At 42.2% G+C, this 24,845-nt stretch carries 18 protein-coding genes; 8 read left to right on the forward strand and 10 right to left on the reverse strand.

Going from position 1 to position 24,845, the window contains the following annotated elements; genetic code table 11:
• The first annotated feature begins 3 nt into the window (after positions 1-3).
• The 6 genes from Xmir_RS03280 to Xmir_RS03305 are packed head-to-tail and all read left to right on the forward strand — an operon-like array spanning position 4 to position 7,506.
• Complete coding sequence (locus tag Xmir_RS03280) at positions 4-1,104, forward strand: hypothetical protein (RefSeq protein WP_099113006.1); 1,101 nt, start codon at positions 4-6, stop codon at positions 1,102-1,104.
• Positions 1,104-2,378, forward strand: coding sequence for a beta-ketoacyl-[acyl-carrier-protein] synthase family protein (locus tag Xmir_RS03285; protein ID WP_099113007.1), 1,275 nt, complete (start codon positions 1,104-1,106; stop codon positions 2,376-2,378). The genes Xmir_RS03280 and Xmir_RS03285 overlap by 1 nt, the downstream gene beginning before the upstream one ends.
• Positions 2,368-3,120 carry a hypothetical protein gene (locus Xmir_RS03290; RefSeq protein ID WP_099113008.1) on the forward strand — a complete coding sequence of 251 codons (753 nt, stop codon included), beginning with the start codon at positions 2,368-2,370 and terminating at the stop codon, positions 3,118-3,120. The genes Xmir_RS03285 and Xmir_RS03290 overlap by 11 nt, the downstream gene beginning before the upstream one ends.
• 14 nt (positions 3,121-3,134) lie before the next feature.
• The gene (locus Xmir_RS03295; RefSeq protein ID WP_099113009.1) at positions 3,135-5,975 is read left to right on the forward strand and encodes an aminotransferase class III-fold pyridoxal phosphate-dependent enzyme; all 2,841 of its coding nucleotides are present in this window, start codon (positions 3,135-3,137) and stop codon (positions 5,973-5,975) included.
• Complete coding sequence (locus tag Xmir_RS03300) at positions 5,972-6,748, forward strand: SDR family NAD(P)-dependent oxidoreductase (protein ID WP_099113010.1); 777 nt, start codon at positions 5,972-5,974, stop codon at positions 6,746-6,748. Before Xmir_RS03295 ends, Xmir_RS03300 begins: the two co-directional genes overlap by 4 nt.
• A gap of 14 nt (positions 6,749-6,762) precedes the next feature.
• Positions 6,763-7,506, forward strand: coding sequence for an SDR family NAD(P)-dependent oxidoreductase (locus tag Xmir_RS03305; RefSeq protein WP_167385931.1), 744 nt, complete (start codon positions 6,763-6,765; stop codon positions 7,504-7,506).
• Between the two features lie 51 nt (positions 7,507-7,557).
• Here Xmir_RS03305 and Xmir_RS03310 read toward each other — a convergent pair whose 3' ends face one another.
• The 4 genes from Xmir_RS03310 to Xmir_RS03325 form a co-directional block, all read right to left on the reverse strand.
• Positions 7,558-8,373 (reverse strand): energy transducer TonB family protein, encoded by an 816-nt coding sequence (locus tag Xmir_RS03310; RefSeq protein ID WP_099113012.1) that lies wholly within the window; start codon positions 8,371-8,373, stop codon positions 7,558-7,560.
• Positions 8,374-8,394: 21 nt separating this feature from the next.
• Positions 8,395-11,346: a TonB-dependent receptor domain-containing protein gene (locus Xmir_RS03315; protein ID WP_099113013.1), complete on the reverse strand. Its 2,952-nt coding sequence runs from the start codon at positions 11,344-11,346 to the stop codon at positions 8,395-8,397.
• 59 nt (positions 11,347-11,405) lie between these two features.
• Positions 11,406-12,878: a porin family protein gene (locus Xmir_RS03320; RefSeq protein ID WP_099113014.1), complete on the reverse strand. Its 1,473-nt coding sequence runs from the start codon at positions 12,876-12,878 to the stop codon at positions 11,406-11,408.
• Between the two features lie 87 nt (positions 12,879-12,965).
• The gene (locus Xmir_RS03325; protein ID WP_099113015.1) at positions 12,966-13,706 is read right to left on the reverse strand and encodes a Slam-dependent surface lipoprotein; all 741 of its coding nucleotides are present in this window, start codon (positions 13,704-13,706) and stop codon (positions 12,966-12,968) included.
• A 557-nt stretch (positions 13,707-14,263) separates the two neighbouring features.
• Here Xmir_RS03325 and Xmir_RS03330 point away from each other — a divergent pair.
• Positions 14,264-15,028 carry a transferase gene (locus Xmir_RS03330; RefSeq protein WP_099113016.1) on the forward strand — a complete coding sequence of 255 codons (765 nt, stop codon included), beginning with the start codon at positions 14,264-14,266 and terminating at the stop codon, positions 15,026-15,028.
• On the opposite strand, the gene Xmir_RS03335 is transcribed toward Xmir_RS03330, so the two are convergent.
• From Xmir_RS03335 to Xmir_RS03350, 4 genes are all read right to left on the reverse strand, one after another.
• Positions 15,025-16,401 carry a surface lipoprotein assembly modifier gene (locus Xmir_RS03335; protein ID WP_099113017.1) on the reverse strand — a complete coding sequence of 459 codons (1,377 nt, stop codon included), beginning with the start codon at positions 16,399-16,401 and terminating at the stop codon, positions 15,025-15,027. The two genes, Xmir_RS03330 and Xmir_RS03335, sit on opposite strands and share 4 nt — an antisense overlap.
• Positions 16,402-16,538: 137 nt before the next feature.
• On the reverse strand, positions 16,539-17,246 hold the full coding sequence (locus Xmir_RS03340) for a Slam-dependent surface lipoprotein (protein ID WP_099113018.1): 708 nt from the start codon (positions 17,244-17,246) through the stop codon (positions 16,539-16,541).
• Between the two features lie 223 nt (positions 17,247-17,469).
• A complete protein-coding gene (locus Xmir_RS03345; protein ID WP_099113019.1) occupies positions 17,470-18,633 on the reverse strand; it encodes an MFS transporter in 1,164 nt (387 codons plus the stop codon).
• A gap of 34 nt (positions 18,634-18,667) precedes the next feature.
• Positions 18,668-21,487: an aldehyde dehydrogenase family protein gene (locus tag Xmir_RS03350; RefSeq protein WP_099113020.1), complete on the reverse strand. Its 2,820-nt coding sequence runs from the start codon at positions 21,485-21,487 to the stop codon at positions 18,668-18,670.
• Positions 21,488-21,982: 495 nt separating this feature from the next.
• On the opposite strand from Xmir_RS03350, the gene Xmir_RS03355 reads away from it, so the two are divergent.
• Complete coding sequence (locus Xmir_RS03355; RefSeq protein WP_099113021.1) at positions 21,983-23,059, forward strand: saccharopine dehydrogenase family protein; 1,077 nt, start codon at positions 21,983-21,985, stop codon at positions 23,057-23,059.
• A 135-nt stretch (positions 23,060-23,194) separates the two neighbouring features.
• Here Xmir_RS03355 and Xmir_RS03360 read toward each other — a convergent pair whose 3' ends face one another.
• Both Xmir_RS03360 and fdhD read right to left on the reverse strand, forming a co-directional pair.
• Positions 23,195-23,773, reverse strand: a complete 579-nt coding sequence (locus Xmir_RS03360; protein ID WP_099113022.1) for a TetR/AcrR family transcriptional regulator — start codon at positions 23,771-23,773, stop codon at positions 23,195-23,197.
• A gap of 136 nt (positions 23,774-23,909) precedes the next feature.
• Entirely contained in the window at positions 23,910-24,755 is an 846-nt protein-coding gene (gene fdhD / locus Xmir_RS03365; RefSeq protein WP_099113023.1) for a formate dehydrogenase accessory sulfurtransferase FdhD, read from the reverse strand.
• Positions 24,756-24,845: the final 90 nt, after the last annotated feature.

Here is a 24,845-nt window from a genome sequence, read left to right on the forward strand (position 1 = left end):
ATCATGGCTATTTATATTACCAGTGGAACGAGTTTGCTGCCTGATGGCCTGAGTGTGGATGACATTATTCATGGCAGAGTACAAGACGTTCATTTGCCAGCCAGTCCCTCACATTTGCCCAATATCTTAGGCGAACGGTACATTGATGAAACTGCTTTTGCCATGCCACGTATGGATAAGATTGTCCGGCGGGTCGCGAATGCACAAAGCCGATGGGTGCTTTATACGGGAATTAAGACTTGGGAAAACAGTATCGGCGACAGGTTTTCTCCTGAACAACGCGGATTATTCCTTGGACTGGGAACCAGTGATGCCGACGATAGTTCAACTCCCATCGCTTTTGATGCAAAAGATGATGAGGATTATGTTGTAAAGGCATTAATTGAAACGCCCCCATTGATGGGATTGACACTGTTAAATACTTCAACAGCCAGCCATCTATCTCAGCATCTCGATATCACCGGAGATAATGGATTCTTTTCTCCTCATGTCGATGCCGGGGGAAATGCCCTTTTGGAAGGTTATTACAGTATTAAAGAAAAACGCAGCCAGTTTGTGTTGTGTGGGGGAGGTAGCCAGAAGATCTCCACATGGTATTACCTTGCATATGAGCACCTCATTAACGGTGTTCCGTGGATACCCGCAGAAGCAGCTTCATTTATTACGTTGCACGAAGATAGCCATCATGCGGACAGTGAAATTTCTCAGGTGTTTCGCACCCTCCTTCACCATCGTGATCATGTTGGGCGCCTTCTGGCTTGGATGTCGGGGGAAAAGATATCGGGGGAAAACAGCTCACCCGCTCAAATCATTCATGTCGGGAAAATCACCGATGGGTTTACCGCGCAGGTTTATGACACGTTCCCGTCTGCGGCGCAATTTAATCTTGATAACGCATTGGGATATTGCGGAGCAGCGGCTCCCTTTGTAGCGATTAATCTGGCGATTGAGATACATAAAAAAGGCACGGTTATCGATAACGTTAATCGAAATGCCCGCAGCCAGCACTCTTCTGGTTTGACATGGATACTACTTCATGGGCTGGAAAATCAATGTACTGCCATTTTACTTCGTATGGGGATGCTTAACGGAGGAGAACAGTGATGATTTCTGAACATCGTGTGGTGGTAACAGGTATGGGGATCGTCAGTGCCTTCGGGACTGATATTGAGGCTTTCTGGAAAAAACTGTGTGATGGAGAGTCTGCCGTTAAGCCCTTAATGTTTGCGGATAATGGGACATTGCCAATTAAATATGCGGCCCAAATTGATTTTGATACTTTGCTTGCCCGGAACCCCGGCGACTTGCCGGAGACAGGCATTACAGACAAACGTGGTGTGATGGGAGTGATTGCCGCAGCGAAGGCATTGGAAGATGCAGAGTTGGAACCACGATGGTTGGCAGAGGAACGCATGGGGATTTACGGATGCAGCGGAATCTCTGATATCACTGAAAATGACAGGCATCTGGGGCGTCATCATGATGGATCGGTCATGCAGGCTATGTTTCAGCAACGTCATAATCTGAGTCCCTATTCCGGCATAAGGTGCAGTAATGATGGCATGGTCATGGCAATTGCCCGCCGGTTTGGGTTAACCGGCCCTGTTACCAATTTGAATGCGGCGTGTGCTGGCGCAACGCATGCCATTGGGTTGGCATGTCAGGCCATCAAAAGGCAGGAAGCTTCTATCATGCTGGCGGGTGGGGCAGATTCCGTCATTAGCCTGCGTACATTAGTCGGATTGAATTTATTGGGAGCAACTGCCGTAACAGAAAAATGGGGAAGCAAGCTTTGCCGCCCCTTTGATAAACATCGCAGCGGGCTGGTTGCGGGTGAAGGCGGGGCGTTTTTGGTGCTTGAGAGTGAAGAAAGCGCACTGCGCAGGGGTGCCAGAATTTATGCTGAGATTAAAGGTTATGGTGCTTCTCTTGATGCCTATAAACTGACTGCCCCCCATCCCGATGGTATCGGCGCGGAAAGCGCTATCAGGCAGGCTATCAGTGATAGTGGATTGCAGCTGCACCAGATTGATTATATCAATGCCCATGGCACATCCACTCCTCTGAATGATGAATTGGAAACGTCAGTCATCAAACGCATTTTTGGCACTCAACCGCCATTAGTATCATCAATCAAATCCATGCTGGGGCATTGGATAGCGGCTGCGGGGGCGGTAGAAGCCGTTGCAACGGTTTTGACTGTGAAAAAACATTTCATTCCCCCCACCATCAACCTTGAAGTCCCTGATCCTCTTTGTGATTTGGATTACGTCCCGCAACAAGGGCGGTCTGTGCCTGTGCGCAACGCGATAACAAATTCGTTTGGGTTCGGTGGCATTAATTCGTGTCTGGTTATTGGGGAATATGATGGAAAGTAAAAAAATCCGACTCATTGGTTATCACCTGAACTGTGATCACCCACAATTTAACCGTTCGGGTTCTGACAAGGATGACAGGACGTTGCTTAAAAATAGCAAACTCAGGCGTTTTTATTCCCGCGGGACGGAGAAGTGCCTGATTGCAACCAGAAAACTATTACTGTCAGCGGGGCTGGACATTGACGATCCCACAATAAAATTCGGATTGTATGCCACCCAATATGGCTACCTTCATCCAATGCCTTGTGAGCTGCTGCCTGAATGGGAATCCGATGAGATAAGAAGTGAAAATGATATTTATCAGACTATGTGGACATCAGAGCAGGTCAACCCTTTCTTAATCACCCTGTCGCTCAGTAATAACCTGCTGGGCGTGCTTTCTCAGGAACTGGGCCTTCAAGGGGATTGTGCCTCGTTTCTCCGTGGAAATATGGGATTGCTTTCTGCGTTTAAAGAAGCGGAGCTATTACTGAATAACGGAGTCATTGATTATGCGTTAGTTGTGGCTTCCGGTATGGGGAGAGTTGGCGGTGCCCCGCAATCTGATGCTTCTGAAACGTTTGTTGAGTTTGGCGTTACCTTCATTTTAACCCGTTCAGCACTGGAAGATTACCCGATTATCGATATCGCCTCTCTGAGCCGCATGTATCATGAAGGAAGTTATTCCGTCGAAACACTGAATTTTATCAATGACATAGCTGAAGTTATGTCCTCAACAGAATTGATTGAAAATTTTAATTAACAATAGGGTTCACTATGGAAAGTTATGCTGCATTTTGTAAGCCTCTGCTTACCCGTGCTTTGGCTTCTATTGGTTTAAACAAGACTTACCACCGGGCTTCTGGAAATTTTCTCTATTACAAAGATGAAGATGGACAGGAAATTGAGGTATTGGATCTTCTGGGAGGATATGGTGCAACATTACTTGGGCACAATTCCCCTGTTATCAGAGAAAAAATCAAAAGCTATCTTGATGAAGAAATACCGGTTCATAACCAATTTTCTATCAGAAAGCCCGCTGCGTTGTTGGCAGAAAGACTGAATGCGTTGTTGAAAGAAGAAACTGCAACCCGTGGCGATTTTGTATTCTGCTTTGCCAGTACGGGAGCAGAATCAATGGAAGTTGCATTGAAAAGTGTCGAATTTACACGTAATGCACAATTGCTCGCACTAGGGCAGGAAGTGGCTCAGGCTGCCAACATACTGGAAAACGGGGCTGAAATAGTCCTGACACAAGAGCAGAAACAGCAATTGCGGCTGGAAGAAAATCCTACGGCTCAAGAGATCAAGCTGGCTTTGTCTGTATTCAATCAAGCTCAATTAGATTCAAAGCCCGCCTTTCTCGCTCTTGAACATGCTTTTCATGGAAAGATGATGGTGACAGCGAACTGCACACATGGTGGCATGTATCGCGATTATTTGAAGCGGCTGAAAATTAACACGCATTTCCTCTCTTCTGCCCAATTGGCGGAATTTGTCGAAATGGGGGAAAAAACCAATGACATTTTAAACGGTTGGGTATGGTTGCCGCAGGAAGTAAACGGTCAAATTGTTTTGAGCAAAAAGAGAGTCAGAACCGTTGCGGCATTGCTGGTAGAACCCGTTCAGGGAGAAGGCGGCGTTTATCCCCTCAATGCAGAACAAGTTGCTGACATCAACCGGTTAAAACAAATCCTTGGATGTCCGGTTATTGCTGATGAAGTACAGGCGGGATCAGGGCGGTGTGGATTCTTGGTCGCTTCGAGTGATGCGGGCATTGATGCAGATTATTATGTGCTTTCCAAAGCATTGGGGGGTGGATATGTCAAAATTGGGGTGGTTGCTATCCGTCAGGAAAGTTTTACGCCCGGATTCGATTTAATCCAAAGTTCAACGTTTGGAGAAGATGATTTCTCCTGTCGGGTTGCGCTTGATTATATAAACCTGCTGCATGCTGATCAGCGTAAGTTGCTGACACAAGTCACCCAACTGGGAAATGAATTCAAAACGCGGCTGGAGGATTTAAAAGCACAATACCCGGATGTGATTCGGGAGGTTCGCGGAAAGGGATTGATTTGGGGAATCGAGTTTTATGATGTGGTTAATTCAGATTCCTATATTTTGCAAAATATCTCAGTACAAAGTGGTTTGGGTTATGTGATCAGCGGGCATTTACTGTGTGGCAGCCATATTCGGGTAGCCCCTTCCGGTAGTGCAGCTAACGTCATCCGTGTAGAGCCTTCAGTATTTTTGGATCTTCCACAGGTTATCCGTTTTATTGAAGCACTTTCCCGCGTTTGTCTGGCTATTCATCATGCCAACGCTGGCTTTATTGTCGCTCCTTTGCTTGGGAAGCCACTTCCATCCATGATTGCGGATTATCGCCGCAGAAATGAGGATAAAGAAGATGACAGTGAAGCAGATTATAAGGCCGCTTTTGTGAATCATTTGATTTCGGCGGATTGGCTGAAAGAAGTTGATCCTTCGTTTGTTCTGTTCAGCGACGAAGAAATGGCGTTATTTGTCGAAAATGCCAGCTTTAATCTTGCGACCAAGCCGTTTAAACCCGCCCGTATTCGCTCGGCTAATGGTCAATCGGTGAGTTTTACGCTGTATCCGATCCCTGTGACCTCAAAAATGATCAAGTCAGCGCTGGCACAAAATGATTTAGAGAGGCTGCGGCATGAAATTGATATCCGTGTTGCTCAGGCTGCGCAGGCCGGTAATACCGTGGTTGGGTTGGGCATGTTTACCTCAATCATTACTAATAATGGTAAGTCAGTAAAAAATAACCAGATAAGCGTGACAACGGGCAATGCTTTGACTGTGGGGATGGGGATTGAAGCCTTACAAAAGAGCATGTTGCATCAGGATATTAGCCAAATGCGCATAGCAGTGATTGGGGGCGCGGGAAATATCGGCCGTGTTTATGCCGAAATTCTGGGGCCGCAATCTCAGGAAATGGTACTGGTTGGCAGTAATAATCATGGTTCAGTGAAAAAACTGAATGAAGTGAAATACCAGATTTATCAAAACATTCATGAGCAATTTGTGGTTAATTCTCAGCCTGTTATGGGCGGATTGGCAAAACGTGTAGTGGATTGCCTTTCATCCATGCCCGCGAATTTCCTGACAGGAAAACCGGTGGGTGAGGCGATAGATCACTACCTGAACCAGCACCATGTTGATCAATCCTTCGTTCGTATTTCCCAGAATATTTCTGATATTGAGCATTGTGACGTCATTGTCTGTGCCGCTAATGCTTCAGAAGCTTTTATTCCGGTAGACAAGATAAAAACAGGGGGCATTGTTTGTGATATTTCTGTGCCGCATAACCTGTCTGATGACGATTTAATTAACCGGCCTGATATCCAAATCCTGCGGGGCGGCATTGTCCAGACACCTTATCATGACAGTCTTGATCCCAGAGTCAGAGCCTACTTGGGGGAAGGGCAGCTTTATGCCTGTATGACGGAAACCATTTTACTGGCACTGGAACAGTACAAAGGGAATTTCTCATACGGGAATATTTCCGCCAGACAAGTTCTCGACATTATGGCACTTGCCAGAAAACACCGGTTTACCCTCTCTGAAATCAAAGGGAACTCCAGCTTATGAGTGAGAATATCAGGGATAAAATAACATCCACGCCGGAATCTGCTGCACCTTGTGCCATTGTCACTGGCGGCAGCAAAGGCATTGGCCGGGCGGTGGTTTTGAGTTTGTTGGAGAGGGGATATCGGGTCGCTTTCTGTTATCGCCATGATACTCCCCAAACCGCCGATTTTATTACCCAGATCACGCATGATTTTCCCGGTGTCCTGCCTGTAAGAGCGGATCTGGCCAAGGCAGAGGATGTCAGCGCATTTATTAAAACCGTGAGTGAGGCATTTGGCTGCATTGACCTTCTGGTCAATAACGTCGGGGTTACAAGGGACGGGTTATTGGCAACGATGGAAACCAAAGATATTGAGTTATTGATAAACAACAACTTATTAAGTTATATCCTGTGTAGCCGTGAAGTCTTAAAGGCAATGATACCGCAGCGTCATGGGCATATTATCAATATCTCATCCATTTCAGCCCAACGGCCGAATAAGGGACAATCAATCTATGCTGCGACTAAAGGTGGAATAGAATCATTGACAAAGGCGCTTGCCGTTGAAGTCGCACCCAAGAATATTCGGGTCAATGCAATTGCCCCCGGGATTATTCAAACAGAGATGTCAGAGAACTTATTAAAAACACACAAGGAGTTAATTAATAGCAAAGTATTGCTTAAACGTGTCGGAGTTGTCAGCGAAATTACCTCGGCAGTTCATTTCCTGATGGAAAATCATTACATGACGGGCGAGGTAATTAATGTCAACGGTGGTCTTGCATTGAGTTAATGAAGGAAAATATCATGTTGACGTTTATTGTAACGGGGGCTGCCAGTGGAATAGGCTATGCGGTCTGCCAGAAATTGCTGACGGCTGGCTATCAAGTTATTGCTATTGATATTAATCACGAAGGCTTAAATAAACTGGCAGAACAATCTCCGGGTTTAATTGAGACAATTCAAATTAATTTAGTTGATGAAAATGCCATAGCTAATCAATTGATGCCTTTGCTTAAGGAGATCAAATTACAGGGAATAGTGATTAGTCATGGTAAAGATAATGACAATGAAATTTGTGATAATGATATTTGGGATTCGATATTGGCGACTAATCTGCATTCAGTCCAACGCCTATTGTCGAATGTTGTGCCCAATATCATTTCTGGAGGCAGAATTGTCATTATTTCGTCTATTCTTGGTAAGGCAGGAAAGAAACACAATAGCGCTTATTGTGCATCAAAACATGCTTTACTTGGGTTAACGAAATCGTTGGCTTTGGATTTGGCAGAAAGGCAAATTACCGTAAATGCGGTATTACCTTCTTGGGTAGATACACCAATGTTGTTGGAAGGCTTAGCGCCACAGGCAAAACTGCTTGGATGTTCAACATCGGCTTTACTCAGGCGCATCGAAAAACGGATCCCGCTGAAGCGATTGGTCAGTCCTGAGGATGTTGCCAGTACCGTCATGTTTTTCATTTCTTCAGACGCAGCCATGATTACTGCCCAAGGGTTGGTGATTGATGGCGGGGATGGATGTGGAGCATAAAGGTTAGCCACAATGACGAAATCCTCGTTCCCTTTGGGAGCGAGGATTGATTTATCTCAACGCAAAATCGAGTGTTAATGTAACATCCGGTTTCATGCCGGCAGGTCTGGGGCCAACTGAACTGGCACGATTAATGGCATTGAGTGCTGCGTTATCTAATGTGCTGTTACCGGAAGAACTCACCACGCTGGCAGCGCTTAATGTACCATCATCAAGCAGGGTAAAGTTGATCGTGACTGCTCCTTCCTGCTTCATCCTTTTGGCTTTACGGGGATAGTCCTTGTAGCGTTCAATTTCCTGCCGCAGTCTTGCGTGATAATTATCTACGACACTGTTTCCTTGCCCCACTAAAGGCTGTGAAGTTGTAGCCCGGCTGATACTGCCTTCTGAATGAATTTGATCACTGCCATTGGTTTGTTGCTCTGTATGATTATCTTTCTGTATTTGTGGTGATTGAACAGGCTTCGTCTTTGCCACTTCTTGTGGCTTTTCTTTCTGCTGTTTTTGGCGTTTCTTCGGTTTGTTGGTGTCCAGCGGTTTCTCCGCTTTATTTTCAGGGTGAACCACCTTATCCAGCACGATTGCCGGTTTGGTCGGTGATTCCGGTGCCGTCAACAGTGGGAATGGGAGAGAAACCGGTTCCGGCTCATTCTCCCGAGATGGGGCGGCCACCATCGTAATGGATAGCTCCGTCATAGAAGCGTTGTTGTTGATATGATGAGCAGTGTCATCATACGAAGCATGTCGGTTTAACAGCCATATCAGACTGGTATGCACTAAAATGGCGATCAGGATACCCGCCAGTAAGCCCTTTTTTGGCATTAATGGAAAAGAGGTGATGGGATTATCCAATATGGCTGTGTTCATACTATTCTCTAAAATTAGCCTCTAAAACTGACTGGTCAGACTGAGTTTAAAGGTTCTGCCCGGTGCCGGCATCATCGAACGGGTCAACGGATCGAGATAATAGCGGTTGGTCAGGTTCGTGCCCGTCAGCTCTACCGATATGGCTGGCGTAATTTGATAGCTAATATAGGCATCAACGGTGAATACCGGGTTCCAGCGCATTGGGTTGTTGGACTGTCCTTTATAAACATCCGGCAAAGCATTCATCAGCCATTTTTCATCTTTGTTTTCTGCCTTGCTGTGGTAGAGCATCCGGCTGCCTAACTCCAGTTTTTCATCAAGCAGACGTCCACCGAGGGTCAGATTGGCTGAGTATTTAGGCTGGATGGAGGTACGTAAATAACCACCGGGAAAACCGCCATCAATACATTCAGGAATGCCGTAGCGATTTTGGGAATCCATTCTCATGACGGAATTATGGTCACACACTTTGTTTTTCATGTTATAGACCAATCCCATATCGGTGAAGAAACTGCCATTATCGTAACGCGCCTGTAACTCCAGACCAGCCAGTTTCTGTTTATCTAATTGGGAGAATTTATAAGTATTATCCCTGTCGAAAACATTCTCAATGACCGTGTTGTAGTAAGAGAGTTTAATATCGGCATGGCGTTCAGCCTCAACTAATTGGCTGAAATCATAGACGAAACCCACTTCTGCGGTTTTGGCGCGTTCAGGTTTAAACTGTTGGCCTACGCGGTTAGTTTTGGCGCCTGAAAAACCGACGGTATCTTCAAAAATACTGGGCATTCTGACCGCTTCGGCATAACGGGTATAGATACGGAAATCGTCGGTGACATAGGCGGTAGCAGAGAAGGTTGGAGCCCAAGCGTGATCCTTACGCTTTGAAGGCGCTTCCCAGGGATCGTCAACATCAGGGCCTGATATACCATTTGCATTAACCCTTGTGCCGTATTCATATTTATAGACTTCTTTACCGCTTATTGGGTCGATAACCTTTTCATTCATATCCAGTTGACCATTGAAATAGGGGTTATCGCTTTTATTGAGCTGGCCGTTATTGGGATCGTAATTCCAAGTGAATCCTTCCTTAGCCATATAACGTTTTTGCCCACCACGTTCTGTTTCAAGGGATATTCCCTTTATTTTATTACGTATTTCTCTTTTTTCTTTCCTGCTGAGTTTGGAATAGTAGTCGTCATCCGACCATTTCTTGAGATAATCAGCTTCTTCTGCTGTCGGTGTTCGAAAGTAACTCATTTGATGCCCAATGATTTCCTTCTGTTTTTCGTAACGTCCATCTCTTGCGGCGCGTCGTTCAGTGAGAAAATCATCTTTAGACCAATAGGAAACACGTTTGGCTCCAGCGCTCAATGCCAGCCATGAAGTGGGTCGCCAGTCAAAGTTAAAGGCAAGATTGATTTCCTGACGTTGCCCTTTCCTGGCTGGTGACTGGAAGAAATACATATTATAGGGATTGTAGCCATCACTAGAGTTAAGGCGTTCACGTTGGAAATTCCCCATCAAAGTCAGATCCAAATGACGGGTAAGTTCAAATTTATTTGAGATATCCAGTCCCCAACGGTTATTTTGAGCATTGGTGACAGAGGTATTTATCAATGTGCCATCAATATTGGGATTCCTGCCTGCGGTGCCCAGTTCCCATTTATAATCTCTGTCAACCGGGCTACGGGGATATCCACCTGCGGTGTTGGTGTTACTCGTCGTGCGGGTTGTCCACAGATTCATGTCGAAATCGATATAGGGGTTATTGGCGGGATGCCATTTATAGGTCAGGTAGGCGGCTTGTTGACGGGCATTGGCTAATGACCATTGGGGAACCACATTGTCTCCAGCAAATACCATTGCCAGCCTTGAAGGCATAATATCGCCGAACTCCATTCGCGTATTGCGAAAACCCAGTTGCAGGGCTTGGTCATCGGTAAAATGCCAAGTGTTTTTTATTAACACGGAGCGCATTTCACTGGAAGTATTGGGAACTTCATTGCCGGGGCGATAAATACGGGCTGCAAATGGCAGATAAGGATCTAAACTGTTTAAGGCGCCTGTCATGAGTTTTTCATCAGCGGCTGTAATGGGTTCATCATAACGATGAGCACCTCCCTTGCCGGCAAAATAGTTACCCTGACGGCGATAAGCATAGGCCAGCATTAAATCAAAATATTCCTGCCGTGTGCCCACTGCGAGACGGAAAGCATTATCTTTGAAGCCAAACAGCTTATTGTCTTTTGACGAATGCGGGGTAATTTTCAATGCAGGATCGGTTTCGGCATCGCTGTGGATAAAACCGGGAATATCACGGTAGTCCTGCCCCAATGACAGGGAAGGCGTACGTTCTCTCACGGAGTTGCTGCTGGTTTCCAGTTTGGTATTGATACCGAAGGTTTCTCCTTCTGGTACGACATCATCAATGGTCAATGTTTTGATGGAGACTGCACCACCGATTGATCCTTTCACTCTGCGGTTCAGAGAGGGGCCTTTTTCGATTTCGATGCTACTGATCAGGTTTGGATCGATGTAGTTGCGGTTATTGGCACCATGATAACCCCGCCCTACGGTAATCGCCTGTTCTGTACCATCAATGGTGACGGGAATGCGCCCCTGTCCCTGAACACCCCGGATATTGATATCCAACGCGCCACCATTACGGGCATCGCCGCTGTATACGCCAACCGCGCCTTTAATTAAATCGGCAGGAGAAGTCCCCTTATAGCGTTCTATTTCCTTTTTGCCGATATAAATATTGGCGATATCTTTGTCATAGACCGCGTTATAACCCTCTTCATCTTTATCGCTTTTATCCGTGACATGAATCTTGCCCAGATCTGTTTTGCCGCTTGAGGTTGTGACTGTCGGTTTGGATTCGGCAAACAGGGGCGGTGCTGCCAGTGAAAATGCCAGTGACAATGCAATTGTGATAGGGGTGAATTGTGTTTTAACTCGGTATGCCATTGATATCTTTCGCCTCGATTTGTCAATTATCATCAAAAATAAAAATCATCAGATTTTGATTAAAAATACTTTTCCAGCCTTACCAGCACTTCGTTTTTGTTATAGCTGTACAACCAACTCACATTGCTGTGATTGCGTCGATGGCGGAAAGTGAAAGAAGGTGTCATTCCCCATATTTCAGCGGCAGGGACTTTAATGACGGCGGTATAGATCTGTTCTGTATCCTGACGTCTGGTATCCCATGAGGCTAAGTAGGCCCCAAAACGCCGTTCCTTCAACGTGGCAAATAGCGAACCATTAATACCGGGATAGAGCTGTCCGGCGATGCCTGCCCGAACGCCCCATTGCTGATAGCGATCCACAGGATATTGGTTATTGTCCCGATATAGCCAGTCGCCACCGCCAAACAGGACAAAATCTTTGCTAAGGGCATGGGATAGGGTGAGATAAGTTGAGGAAAGAGCACCATCTTTCCGACGGAGATTCTGCTGATGACGTAGTTTTTTATGTTCAAGTTCAACATTCAGAGCGGTTTGGGGCGTGAATATCCATCGCCATTCTGTTTTGGCGCCGGTGGCATGGTAGTAGGTATCACCTGCACGTTGTTTATATTCGAACAGAGGACCAAAGGAGAAATCGTGACTTCTGCTTTTATAGCTGTATCCGCTGACCATCAGGAACGTATTTTCGTTCTCATCATGATGATCACGATAATTTTCGCCATAAATCAGGCCGCGGCCAAAAATGCCATGATGACCAACAAGCTGGTAGCGTCGGCTTAATGTTGCGTCATAAGACATGCCCCATGCTTTAATGGCTTTGGGTATTTGTCGTTTAAAGAGTTGATTCGTAATTGGGTCTTTCTGGTAGGTAGGTCCTTGATCAGGGGACATATTCACATTATCGTTATAGGCATAACCCGCCGAAAAAGAGCCGCGCCAGCCATTTCTCAGATCTATCGCTTCCAGATAGCTGTTAATGTTCTTCAAGACGGCTTCGGGTAACTGCTTTTCTTTATTCAATCCAGTAAATAGCTGCTCGGCTTCGCGATTTTTATGATCCTCAAAATAGACACGCGCCAGTTCCAGTTTTATACGGGGAAAATCGGGTTGTTGATTCAGAATCTGTTGATAATGATAGGCAGCAAGAGCTAAGTCTCCCTCAAGGCGTGCCAACCCACCCTGGGCAAAATTGACCAACATAACATCATACCCCGGTAGTTTTTGGTAAGCCGCCAGAAAGCGTTTGACGTCCGGCCACTGCTGGTGGTTAATGGCAAGGAATAAAGCCTGACCGATATCATCAATATTATTTTCAACCTGAAATGTTTGCCCATTAATCACAATTAATGAAGCGTCATTTCCAATGAAAACAGGATCAGGTGTAATCAGATTGGTTTCATTTTCCTGTTGGTTATGTTGTGCTTCTTGCCAGATTTTTCGTGGAGTATCTTCATCGGCATAAACGGGCAGGGAGAGGCACAGAGCCATCAGTGCCACTGATAATATTGGCGTTGTTCTATTGTCAGACATCGGGAAACCAGACCAAAAAGCTCACGTTATTAAAAATAAAACAGAGAACAGTGCCAAAAATGGCACTGTTCTCTGAAAAATTAATGATTATTGTTTAGAACCACCGAAAGCAGTATCTTTGGAGTGATCACCATCAAATGTGGTATATCCGGCCAGACTGGCGGCACTGTCACCAAAGAAATGACCTTCAGTTATCCCTTTAAGATCACCGATCTTGGCGTCGCCCTCAAACTTGGCATCGGCATAGATATCTGCATCAATATTTATCGTCATCGCTGCATTTGCCATTGAACCGATCAAAGTTTTCTCACCAAAATCTGCGGTTAATGTACCGGATAGGGCATTGTCACCGTTGTATTGGTTAATACCTGTCACCGTATAAGTTGCTGTACCGTCGGTTGGAATATTGGTGGTAATGTCTTTACCTGAATAGTAAGCCGTATGGGTTTTATCCGATGCGCCACCCGTCTGTGACCATTCACCAAAGTAAACATCTGCATTGGCAACTTTACTGAAATGGAATACCCCCATACCGCTGTGAGTGCCGGGTGCACCTGCCATTGAGATATTATGAATACCATTGTTGTCAGCAGATGCCATGCGAGTCAAACCGGCAAAGCCTGTGATTTGACCACTATAAACGGAACTGACACCAATACCAGGTTCACCACTTTTGCCGCCGTGTGGGCCTGAACCGAGTTCGGTTTCACCAACTGTAATGTAAGATGGCGTGCTTATCTGGCTCTGACCAAATCCAACGGCTGCCTGAGCTTGTGCCATAAATCCCAATGTGCCTAAAGCGGCGACTAATACGTTTATCTTTTTCATGATTATCCTCGTTTGGAATGGGGGATCCCTCGTTACCCAATCTTAAAAACGGCCTGAGATATTGCGCGAAAAAAACGTACACCGTTCAGATGATAATGTAAATGATAATTATTACTATTTGTGGCGCTTTGTGTGGGGTTTAATGATGATTTTTTTGTGCAATTAATTGAATTTTAATTATTTATTTTGTTTTTTGGTGAGAAGGGAATAATCTAAATTTTTGCTAAAAATGTGATACAGTTAGATTTAATCACCTAATATTATTGTGTTATTAACAATATAATTATCAATCAAATAATAACTTATGTATAAAGTGTTACTGATATAAATATTCATGTAATTAATTTTATAAATTGGATTTTATTTTTTCTTGTTAAGGGTAATTAGCTCTTTGTTGTAGAAAATAATCGCCTATGATTAAATTAAATATCAAAGAATAAAGTAATGACATATTGTTAACTTGTTATTTTATTTTCTGATGATAAGAAGTTTAAATATATTTTTCTATGATTTTTATCTATTTTTCTGGCTAAGAGAGTTTTAATAGGAGCTTTATCATGGAAGCAAAAATCATTATTCAGTCTGCTGAGGAAAGGACAGATCTTGGAGATGCTATTAATACGCTTATTGATAGCAATTGGCCTGAATTTATGAATCATGATGCAGTTGCTGAACAATATTGGCATAAATTATATGAATCGGATTTCAGCCGCTTTCAAAAATTTGCCATCCTGCAACAGGGGCAGGAAGAGCGTCTGATTGGTCTGATGGATTCAATCCCTTTTCCCTGGGAATATAGTTCATTAGATCAGTTGCCCGATGAGGGATGGGATGCTGTGCTCTATGCGGGTGGAGAAGCAAAGGGAAAGAAAAAAGCCAATATGGTGTCAGCACTGTCCGTAACGATTGATCCAGAATTCAGAGGCCAGAATGTGCCTGCTTTACTCATCAATAGCGTAAAACAAACCGCTCGTGAGGCAGGATTGGATGGGCTGGTTGTTCCCGTCAGGCCAAGTTTGAAAAGCAAATACCCTTTGCAGGATTTTGTACAATATTGTGAATGGAAAAATGACAAAGGCGAACCGTTTGACCCGTGGATCCGCACTCATTGCCGTTTGGGCGCAAAAATCATCAAGCCAGCCCTCCGTTCTATGGATATTTATGGCACAGTGGAACAGTGGCAGGAGTGGACAGGGATGACATTTCCGCAAAGCGGGGAATACATCATTCCGGGCGGTCTAGTGCCATTGGTGGTGGATGTTGAAAAACAGATGGCCTATTACATTGAACCTAATTTGTGGGTGTTTCATCGCCTCAGCTAAAAATATTTCTCTAGTTGTATCTGTACTTCGTTTTTTTCATAGCTGTACATCCAGCCCACATTGCTGTGATTACGTGAGTGGCGGAAAATTAAAGATGGTGTCATACCTAATATCTTGGTGGCAGGGAATTTAATGGAAGCAGTATAGATCTGTTCATCATCCTGACGTTTGGCACCCAATAATGCGTTGTAGGCCCCAAAATGTTGCTTTTTCAGTGTGACAAACAACGCGCCATCAATGCCGGAATAAAGCTGTCCGGCTATCCCCGCAGTGATTCCCCATTGCTGATAGCGTAATGCGGGTTGTTGATTGTTCCGATAGCTCCAGCTAGGGCCACCAAACAGAACCAGTCTATCGCTGATGGCATGGGATAGGCTGATATAAGATGAGGAAAGGGCGCCATCTTTACTGCGGTAAATCGGCTGATAACTCAATTGCTTATGTCCAAGTTCAACGTTGAGCGTGGTTTGGGGGGTTATAGCCCACTGCCATTCTATTCTTGCACCAATGGCATGGTATTTGGTACTTCCTGCCTGTTGTTTATATTCAAATAGGGGACCAAAGGATAAGTCATGGTTCCTGCTTTTATAGTTGTAGCCACTGACCAGCGAAAATATATTCTCGTTTTCATCGTGGTAATGGTGATAGTTTTCACCATAAATCAGTACGCGACCAAAAAGACCGTGATGGCCGGTAAGTTGGTAACGGCGGCTTGACGTAGCGTTATAAGTGATCCCCCACTCTTTGATAGCTTTTGGTACTTTCCGTTTATATACGCATGTATCTTCCCTGAATTTCAGGCAAATCGGCTCCTGATTTGGAGATATATTTATATTATCGTTATAGACATAGCCTAATGAGAATGAACTGCGCCAGCCATTTCTTAGGGTTATTGCTTTTATATAACGGTCGATGTTTTTCAAAACCGTTTTTGGTAATTGTCGCTGTTTACTTAATCCATCAAATAACTGTTCAGCCTCCCGGTTTTTGTGATCTTCAAAATACACACGAGCCAGTTCCAGTTTGATGCGCGTGAGATTCGGTTTTTGGCGCAGGATCTTTTGGTAATAAGAGGCTGCGAGCGTCAAATTCCCCTCAAGGCGCGCTAGCCCACCTTGAGCGAAATCAACAAGTAGCGGGTCGTACCCGGGCAGTTTTTGATAAGCTACCTGAAGACGTCTAACGTCTCGCCACTGTTGATAGTTAATGGCAAGGTATAGTGCCTGACCAATGTCTTTAAGTTGTTGATTATTATTTTTTTGACTATACCGTGCTTGTTTCCAAAGTTTGTGGTTAATATTTTCATCGGCATAAGCTGATAAGGCGAGGAATGAAGCCAGTAGCAATATAGGAAATTTTCTCTTGTCAGTCATAGAAAAATACCCTCACAAAGCCCATGTTTTTGAAAAGGAACAGCAATATAGACGGCAAAAAACAGGGCCAAGAAAAGCAGATGAGGAAGAGAAAATAACAGCGCCATTTTAGGCACTGTTATCTGTAAAATTGGCAATTACTTTTTAGTACCGCCGAAAGCAGTATCCTTGCTCCTGTCGCTATCAAATGTGGCATAACCTGCCAGAGAGGAGGCCGAATCACCAAAGAATTTTCCCTCGGTGCGGCCATTAATATGACCATCGGCAGTGGCATTACCTGAAAATCCGGCATCGCTATTTATGTCGGCATCAATGTCTATCTTTCGTGAACGGTTGCTTATTGAACCCTTCAATTTTTGACGATCAAAGTCTGCGGTTAATTCTCCGGTGAGGGGATTATTACCGTTATATTGGCTAATGCCTGTCGTCGTATAGATTGCAGTACCGCCCTTTGGCATATTCGTTGTTACATCTTTACCTGCATAAAAAACAGTATGAGTTTTATCCGATTTATCGGGGGTGGTTTGCGCCCACTCACCGAAGTAAACTTCTGAATTGGGAACTTGAGCGATATCGGCATACTGGTTTTTAATTGACCCGCCCTCCAGCTTGAAACGATAGACGCCATTCTTGTCACGTGTAGCGAACGCTTTCAGAGAGGAAGCAGGGAAGAGTTGGCCATTATCATAGAGGCTAATGCCAATGGCGGGTTCGCCATTTTTCTCTCCGATTGTAAGGTGTGGGTCAGTATCTGTTTGGCTTATACCATATCCAACTTTTGCTTGAACCTGTGTTATCAATCCCAAAATACCTAACACAGCGATTAATATGTTGATCTTTTTCATTATTAACCTCACTGAGTATAAAGAATATGTTGCTATCCCGTCATAAAAATACCTTTAGCTTTCCGTTTGAAATAAAGTACACTCAGTAAATAGTTATGTGAATCATAAGTGACGATGTGTTGTCATTTTGTTAAGTTTTTTTTGTGTGATAGATTGTGTGATAGAACGGATAAGATAACTCATCAAGAGTTGATCGTTTTTTACTGTGAGGAAGGGAGCGGATTTATCCTGATTTTCTATCAAGTATAGGTTTTCCGGGAAACCAGTGTGAAACTATAAACAATAACCCAATAGAAATAAGGGTAATAATAAATCCTTTTTCATTAAATAAATCCATTGCTACACCAGTTACTAAGGGACCGGTAAGGCTGCCAATTCCCCAAATGACACCAAATAAGGCGTTTATGGCAATTAACATCTGACCAGAATATTTTTTTCCTGCTCTTACCAATGATAGGGTATAAATACCTCCACCAAATGCTCCCATTATGATGACATCAATCCATAAAAAAATGGAATTTACTGTAAAGGGTAATGCTAATAAGGAAAGAGTGAAAATTACTCCGCAAATCATATGAATCTGTTTCAAATTGGTTCTGTCGGCAAGCCAACCGATAGGAACCTGAAAAATAGCATCCCCAAGAAAGATTAATGTTATTAATGTAATGGTTGTTGCCTCGGGGATCCCTAATGACACGCCATACAATGGAAACATGGATAGTGCCACTGCATCAAAAGAGGAAAAGCAAAGAACCCCAATGATAAGGCAGGGGGCAGACATTATTAATGGTAATACGGGAAATCTGCTGTTTTCTTCTTTTGGTTGTGATGATATTGACGCAGAAGGATTTATCAATATAAGGGCAATGCAAAAGAGGGCAAGCATGGCCAGTAATATTGCAGGAATCAGTGAAGTTATGCCAAATATCGAAATCAGTAATGGCCCTGACAATTGACATCCGGTGAATGCTGAGGTGTACAATCCCATTAGTGTTCCTTTGTGTCGGTCATTGGTATTACTGCTGACCCATGATTCTCCGATAACCACTATAACGCCACAGGCAAACCCCATCAGAAATCGGGGAATAGCAAGATAATATATTTGGTTTAACTGAACAGAAAATAAAGTTGAAACCGTAAGTAGGACTAAGCTAAAGCCCAATAACTTATTTAAACTATACTGGCGGGCTAGTATGGGGGTCACCATGGAAGAAATTAACATTCCTACCGCAGGTAGTGCCGATATGATACCCAGTAGTGTTGAAGTGTGTTTTTGTCCGGCTAGCTTTAAACTGACCATGGGTAATGTATATCCCATAGCTAACCCTACGAGAGATGCTCCCAATATGATGGACACCATATATGATTGATTAAAGCTGGATGTCATTTTTATCTCTTTACTTATAGTTATTCATGGTTACTTATATCTGTGGTTTGACCAGATATTGATATATATCCCTTTGTGGTAACGTGCTCCCATTAATTCTATTACCATCATACCAAAGGCAAGATGCTGCTGGCCCTTGTCCTCCGTATGGAAGATAACCACGTTCTTCCAAATGGAGATCCGTATTATTGAGTATGCTTTCTGGTAAGTGTAACTTTTTATTTAATTCATTACTGATATAATTGCTTGTGCCAAATAAAGAAATATACATAGCATTGGCAGGATAACTTGGATTGGAAAAATAATCATCTAAATTTTGATCTTGTTGGTATTTCTGCAAAAAGAAAACAGGAGCAAAAAATTCTTTGTAATTCCCACCCATAGAAAGCGATTTTTCAAAGATAGTGGGTTTTATCATGCCCGTTATCGGATTTATTTCTCCGCCATAAGTACAATAATCCCGGTTTATTTTAAACATTGATGCTATCTTTATACAATGGTCTATATCGCTGTTAGGGCCTATTATATTATTCTGATCAGAATAAGAGCCTACTTTATCTTCAATATCTTTCAAACTGGTAATTAAATTATCCCTGAATGAATCATATATATCATTGTGTACTAATATAGCATTGGGTCCGGCGCAATCTTGTCCCTGATTATAGAGAACAACCCGTTTGGCGCTTTCAATAGCTATATTGATATCTGCATCCTTTGATATGACTAATGGGTTATGTCCGGCACCATTTAAGATAAACAAGGTATTTTTCCTGAAATGTTTTCGAACCTTAATTGCATTTTCTGGCGTCCCTGTAAATATAACGGCATCAGTTACATTTACCCTTTTACTTAAAAAAAGCTCTTTGTTTTCATAGGAAATTGAAAGTGATGAAGATATTTTTGACAGATCAATAATATTCTCAAATTTTTTATAATGAAGGTGCATCGCTGTAGGAGGACGGATACAAACATTCTCCGCCATGAGAGAGGGAATGAAACCAAAACATACAGTCGCATAAATGGGTTGGTTAAGAGGCAGGAATGAGGTGACACCATAAATATTCTGGTTAAAATATTCTTTGTTTTCACCAATGTTTTCCAGGACATCCACGGAGCGATAAATTTCATCTTCAGTGACCATTTTACATTGGTATCCTGATAAGGCATCAATCAGGGCATTGCTATTTTCTTTTAACTGTAACGACAGAGCGTCACATTTTTCCCTGATTTGATTGAAATCAATCTTGTTGAGTAATTTTGTCATTTTTATTTCGTTGTCATTATCTTTATTTATCTTCATGGAAGATTCAGTTGTTTTTATTTCATTGCGAGTTTCTTTGTTTTCTAAGGTTATTATGTGTGGATTAATGAAGTGTTCAATGATATCTTTTGTATCATTGATTTTTATCCATGTTTCAATTCTGGGGCCGCAGATATCACCAAATAATCCTCTGTAAAGTAATATCCATAGTTGTGATGAATCACGTTCAGGGAAATTTTTTGTGAAAGAGGAACATATAAGTTTTAAAATATCTTCCTTAGATAAAGTTTCTTCTTGTTTTATTGATTCGGCAATAAATGAGAAATAATCCTTTTCTCTCGTTGTTGTTAATCCATGGTTATTGTATTTATTAGTCTTTGAATAATAATTGTAACTAATTATAAGTTCATTTTCTGATATGGTTTCTCCATGTTCCCGATATAAATCAAGAAATTTTCTTGCAGAGGAGATATTGGTGGGTTTTGATGCTTGTAATATTCTGGATATTTTAAAAAAAGATAAGCGTTTTTTATTTTTATTGGAGATATTTACTTGATCGTTTAATTTAGGAGATTGTTCTATATAAAATTTAGTGGATTTTTTGGGATCTTTTGATAAGTGGGTCTGGATGGCTTCGTGTGTAAGAAGATTTTTGGCATCATCCAGAGAGAAGCCATTACCTTTTGATTTAGATATTTTTTTCCCTGAAGCATCAAGAAAAAGACCATATCTATAAAGACGTGGTGCAGGCTTATGCAGTGTGGCGAAGATTTGTCGGGCAACAGACGCTGAATCTGTCAGATCCTCACCATACATTTCAAAATGAATATTCCTATAGAGTAAACGCATACTCCAATCCGCTTTCCACTGAAGTTTTGCTTTTCCATTAAATACTGAAACAGTTTGTTCTTTGTCTAAAACCTCTTCTTGATAAAGTTCTTGCAGCTCCACACCATATTCATGCCCGGGCTTATTAACTATTTCATTTGAGGGTATATAATAAGTTATTTCTCCATTATTAATATCTATGTTTGTTATAATAATATGCTCAAGGACTTTTCCTGTTTTTTCAGAAATCGGCATTATAATATTATAGGTTCTTTGTCTTAAAAAACCTGTGGATTCTTTACATATTTTATTTATACTGGAAAAGTTTTCGAGAAATAATTTTATTAGAGAATTATAATCTCCATTTTTATAGGCCTGAGAGTTTTTTACTATATTACAATCTACATTATACTCTTTAGCCAATTCAAATAACCGGCTTTCGGCCATCTCTGAGAATGAAGAGTAAATACCGAAAGGATCTGGGACTTTATTTACAGGCAGCCCTAAGTATGGTTTTAGTTTTTCTGGGTTGGGAACATTGGATGGAATCTTTCTGAAGGAGTCTAAGTCATCTGAAATTAAATAGAAATTTACCTCTCTACCCAGTCTGTTTAGTTCATTTTTGATCAGGTTAGTGCGAATGATTTCACAAAGTGTTCCTATGTGGGGCAGCCCTGTTGGCCCGAATCCGGCACTCATATTAATTTGTTTACCGTAGGGTATGGAGTTGTTTATTTTCGAGGCTTCCTCAATGTACCATTTCATGGATAACTGGCTCCTATGTATGGTTATATTTTTTCATAATAGCATTAAAGCCAATAAATGAAATTTAAATTGGTTATTGTTTATACTTTGTTTTTTATTATTGGTAATTCATTTCTTAATGTTAGGTGAATTTACCTGAAATAATAATATATTGTTAACTTGTTGTTTTCTGTGGCGTTAACTACAGACTTTACGTTCTATATTAAAAAACGGTAATGTGAGAAGGGAAAGCTATTTAATGGGAACTTTATCATGGAAGCAAAAACCATTATTCAGTCTGCTGAGGAAAGGACAGCTCTTGAAGGTGCTATTAATACACTTGTTCATTAGATCAGTTGCCTGATGATGGATGGGATGCTGTGTCGCAACTTGAAACCTGCTGAGTATAATAATTTTGGTTATTTGATTTTAATATCATAACATTGCGATTATTGTTGAAATTTATCTAAAGATCCTCAAAAATAGGTCATGTGACCTATTTTTGAGGATTGGTAAATGAAGAACATATCGGTATTGCTGGTTGGTGGTTATGGTGTGGTTGGTCAGCAAGTCGCACAAATTCTCAATCAATATTGCCCTGATTTAGAATTAATTATTGCTGGCAGGAGCATAAGTAAGGCAAAAGAACTATCTCAAACTTTGCAGAATTCACAGGCTTTGGCGTTTGATATTGAAAAACCAGCTTTACCAGAAGATCTAAAGATAGATATCGTCTTAGCACTCGTTAATGATCCACAAGATAAATTATTAGATTTTGCGCATCAGAATCATATTGCGTATGTGGACATAACTCGTTGGACTGAACGTTTGCAAACCGCATTAAGTAAAGCGGTAATCATGCGGAATAAAAAACCAGGTTCCATGATTTTTTCATCATCATGGATGGCGAGTATTGTTGCGACGCTCATTAATGATATCAGTAAATCATTTTCGAGTATTGATAGTATCGATATGAGTGTCTTATATGCTTTGAATGATAAAGCAGGCCCAAATTCAGTTGATTATATGGATAGGCTAACAGTACCATTTACGGTAAAACAAAATGGACGATACCAGAAAATCCTCCCTTTTTCTGACGAAAAAACAGTTTTATTTAGTGATAATAGCCAGCATAAAGTTTTTCGGATAGATATGCCTGAGCAATTTATTTTACCTTTAATTATGAATGTGAAAACGGTCGCGACCAGAATTGGTTTTGATGAACCTAAGAGTAATCAACTTCTCGCATTTTTAGTCAGAAAAGGTATTTGGAAATTGTGCTCGACACGCCTTCGTAGAAAGATTTTATATAATCCGGGTAAAGGCCACCAGCATCAAATTCGGACTGATATACGAGGTGTGGATGAAAAAGGAAATAGTAAGTATCTATATCTACAAATCAATGCGCCCAAAGGGCAAACGCACTTAACCTCACTAGGAGCAGCAGCATTAGTGATGCAGTTGGCTGAACATATACAGAATAATATGCCAGATATTTTAAAAACAGGTGAAATGTTCTTGGATGCTGAAAAACTGAAAGTGTTGTTAAAATCGGAAGGTATTAATTTTAGCATAAATAGTGAAGAGCTATAGATTCAATAGGTTACAAAGCGACATAAAAAGTATAAATTTTTCTTCGTAGGTATCAAATTTCTGCATAGCGGAAATTTGATACCATTTATTTTATTATCATAAGATAATCTGGGTATGCTATCTGGGAAGGTGAGATTATTCTGATTCTATAATGGCAATGATAGTAGAGCGTAAACGCTTACTCATATCAAAATCAAAAGTCGATTTATTTTGGCTGGAATATAAGATGGATAAGCCTTCAAATAAAGAGACTAACATTAGCGCTTTTTCTTTCTTGATATTCTCCGGCGTATTTGAACAGTAATTATCTAGAAGAGTAATTATCTGCTCAATGTAGTGTTGATAAAACTTGGTTAAAGTTTTATGTAAACTTTTTGAACGACGACTTGCCAGTAACGCTTCTAACGCCAATGTGCATAAAGAGATGTCTTGTAAGTTAGTCAAAATGATATCAATGAGAACATCAAACTTGTTAAGTTCAGGAGCAGCAAGCTGCAATCTTGTTGTTGTATCTAAAATAATTTGATTAAACAAAGCCTCCAATAAAGATTCCAAATTAGGGAAGTAGTACTGTAAATTTCCCAGCGTTATTCCATAATGGTTAGCAAGTGCTCTCATACTAAAAGAACGGCTTCCTTCTTGAACAAGAAGACTGACAGCACTATGCAAAATAGCATCTTGTTTTTCTTTAAATTTATCTTTTGGAGTTTTCATTCTGCAATATCATGTAGTTACGATAAGAGCGCCTATTTTACAGAATATTATTAAATCATTATATAACCCATGGTTCTCAAATTTCATGGTGGTAATAAGGGGAAAATCGATAGGAACGGATGTTTCCCTGCCTTGATTAACCCATTATTCGCTGTGGATGGGTATACACCGTTGCTCGTCCCGGTTTGCAAAACCCGATCAACGTCAGGTTGCATTTTTGCGCGACTTCAATAGCGAGTGAGGTTGCAGCAGAAACGGCAAACAAAATTTCCACGCCACAATTGGCGGCTTTTTGCACCATTTCATAGCTGGCGCGGCTGGAAACTAACACCACACCTTGCTGCCAGCCCATTTTTGCCCGCATTCCCAGTAACTTATCCAGCGCAACATGGCGACCAACATCTTCACAGCCGCCAAGCAATTTCCCCTCAGCATCAAACCAGCCCGCGGCATGAGTACAGCCGGTGAGAGCACCGATTTCCTGAACATGGGGTAATTGGGCAAGTGCAGTATCAAGATAAGAGAGTGAAAAGGTTTGGGTGAAAGGCAGGGGAGGAATGGGACGAAAGATTTCTGTCAGTTGTTCGGTGCCGCAGATACCACAGCCTGTTCTGCCTGCCATACTGCGTCGGCGCTCCTTTAATCCGGCAAAACGGCGATTGGAGAGTTCGATATGCAGTTCAATGCCGCCGTGACAACTGATGACCGAATCGATACCCCGAATTTCCTGCGGGGAAGTAATGATCCCTTCTGATAATGAAAAACCGATGGCAAAATGGTCAAGATCTTTCGGGCTGGCCATCATCACGACATGAGAAATACCGTTATAGACCAATGCGACGGGGACTTCCTCAGCGACCCAATCCAATTTTGGGTGACTCAGGAGGTTGTTTTGTTTCGCGTTTCTTTGTTGAACATTAATGCGAAAAGCGCCGCAAGTGCCTTCTATGGTTAACTCATTTTCTGACCTTGCATCATCCATTAGTGAATTCCCCGGTAGATTGATTCATAATACTGTTTGTGTGGATTTATCAGGTAAAAAGCCCGATCACACAATGGACAATGTTTATAA

It is taken from the genome of Xenorhabdus miraniensis (genome assembly GCF_002632615.1).

Excerpts from the sequence above, each read along its gene's own strand:
- Xmir_RS03280 (WP_099113006.1), top strand. The coding sequence starts at position 4 with ATGGCTATTTATATTACCAGTGGAACGAGTTTGCTGCCTGATGGCCTG.
- Xmir_RS03285 (WP_099113007.1), top strand. The coding sequence starts at position 1,104 with ATGATTTCTGAACATCGTGTGGTGGTAACAGGTATGGGGATCGTCAGT.
- Xmir_RS03290 (WP_099113008.1), top strand. The coding sequence starts at position 2,368 with ATGGAAAGTAAAAAAATCCGACTCATTGGTTATCACCTGAACTGTGAT.
- Xmir_RS03295 (WP_099113009.1), top strand. The coding sequence starts at position 3,135 with ATGGAAAGTTATGCTGCATTTTGTAAGCCTCTGCTTACCCGTGCTTTG.
- Xmir_RS03300 (WP_099113010.1), top strand. The coding sequence starts at position 5,972 with ATGAGTGAGAATATCAGGGATAAAATAACATCCACGCCGGAATCTGCT.
- Xmir_RS03305 (WP_167385931.1), top strand. The coding sequence starts at position 6,763 with ATGTTGACGTTTATTGTAACGGGGGCTGCCAGTGGAATAGGCTATGCG.
- Xmir_RS03310 (WP_099113012.1), bottom strand. The coding sequence starts at position 8,373 with ATGAACACAGCCATATTGGATAATCCCATCACCTCTTTTCCATTAATG.
- Xmir_RS03315 (WP_099113013.1), bottom strand. The coding sequence starts at position 11,346 with ATGGCATACCGAGTTAAAACACAATTCACCCCTATCACAATTGCATTG.
- Xmir_RS03320 (WP_099113014.1), bottom strand. The coding sequence starts at position 12,878 with ATGTCTGACAATAGAACAACGCCAATATTATCAGTGGCACTGATGGCT.
- Xmir_RS03325 (WP_099113015.1), bottom strand. The coding sequence starts at position 13,706 with ATGAAAAAGATAAACGTATTAGTCGCCGCTTTAGGCACATTGGGATTT.
- Xmir_RS03330 (WP_099113016.1), top strand. The coding sequence starts at position 14,264 with ATGGAAGCAAAAATCATTATTCAGTCTGCTGAGGAAAGGACAGATCTT.
- Xmir_RS03335 (WP_099113017.1), bottom strand. The coding sequence starts at position 16,401 with ATGACTGACAAGAGAAAATTTCCTATATTGCTACTGGCTTCATTCCTC.
- Xmir_RS03340 (WP_099113018.1), bottom strand. The coding sequence starts at position 17,246 with ATGAAAAAGATCAACATATTAATCGCTGTGTTAGGTATTTTGGGATTG.
- Xmir_RS03345 (WP_099113019.1), bottom strand. The coding sequence starts at position 18,633 with ATGACATCCAGCTTTAATCAATCATATATGGTGTCCATCATATTGGGA.
- Xmir_RS03350 (WP_099113020.1), bottom strand. The coding sequence starts at position 21,487 with ATGAAATGGTACATTGAGGAAGCCTCGAAAATAAACAACTCCATACCC.
- Xmir_RS03355 (WP_099113021.1), top strand. The coding sequence starts at position 21,983 with ATGAAGAACATATCGGTATTGCTGGTTGGTGGTTATGGTGTGGTTGGT.
- Xmir_RS03360 (WP_099113022.1), bottom strand. The coding sequence starts at position 23,773 with ATGAAAACTCCAAAAGATAAATTTAAAGAAAAACAAGATGCTATTTTG.
- fdhD (WP_099113023.1), bottom strand. The coding sequence starts at position 24,755 with ATGGATGATGCAAGGTCAGAAAATGAGTTAACCATAGAAGGCACTTGC.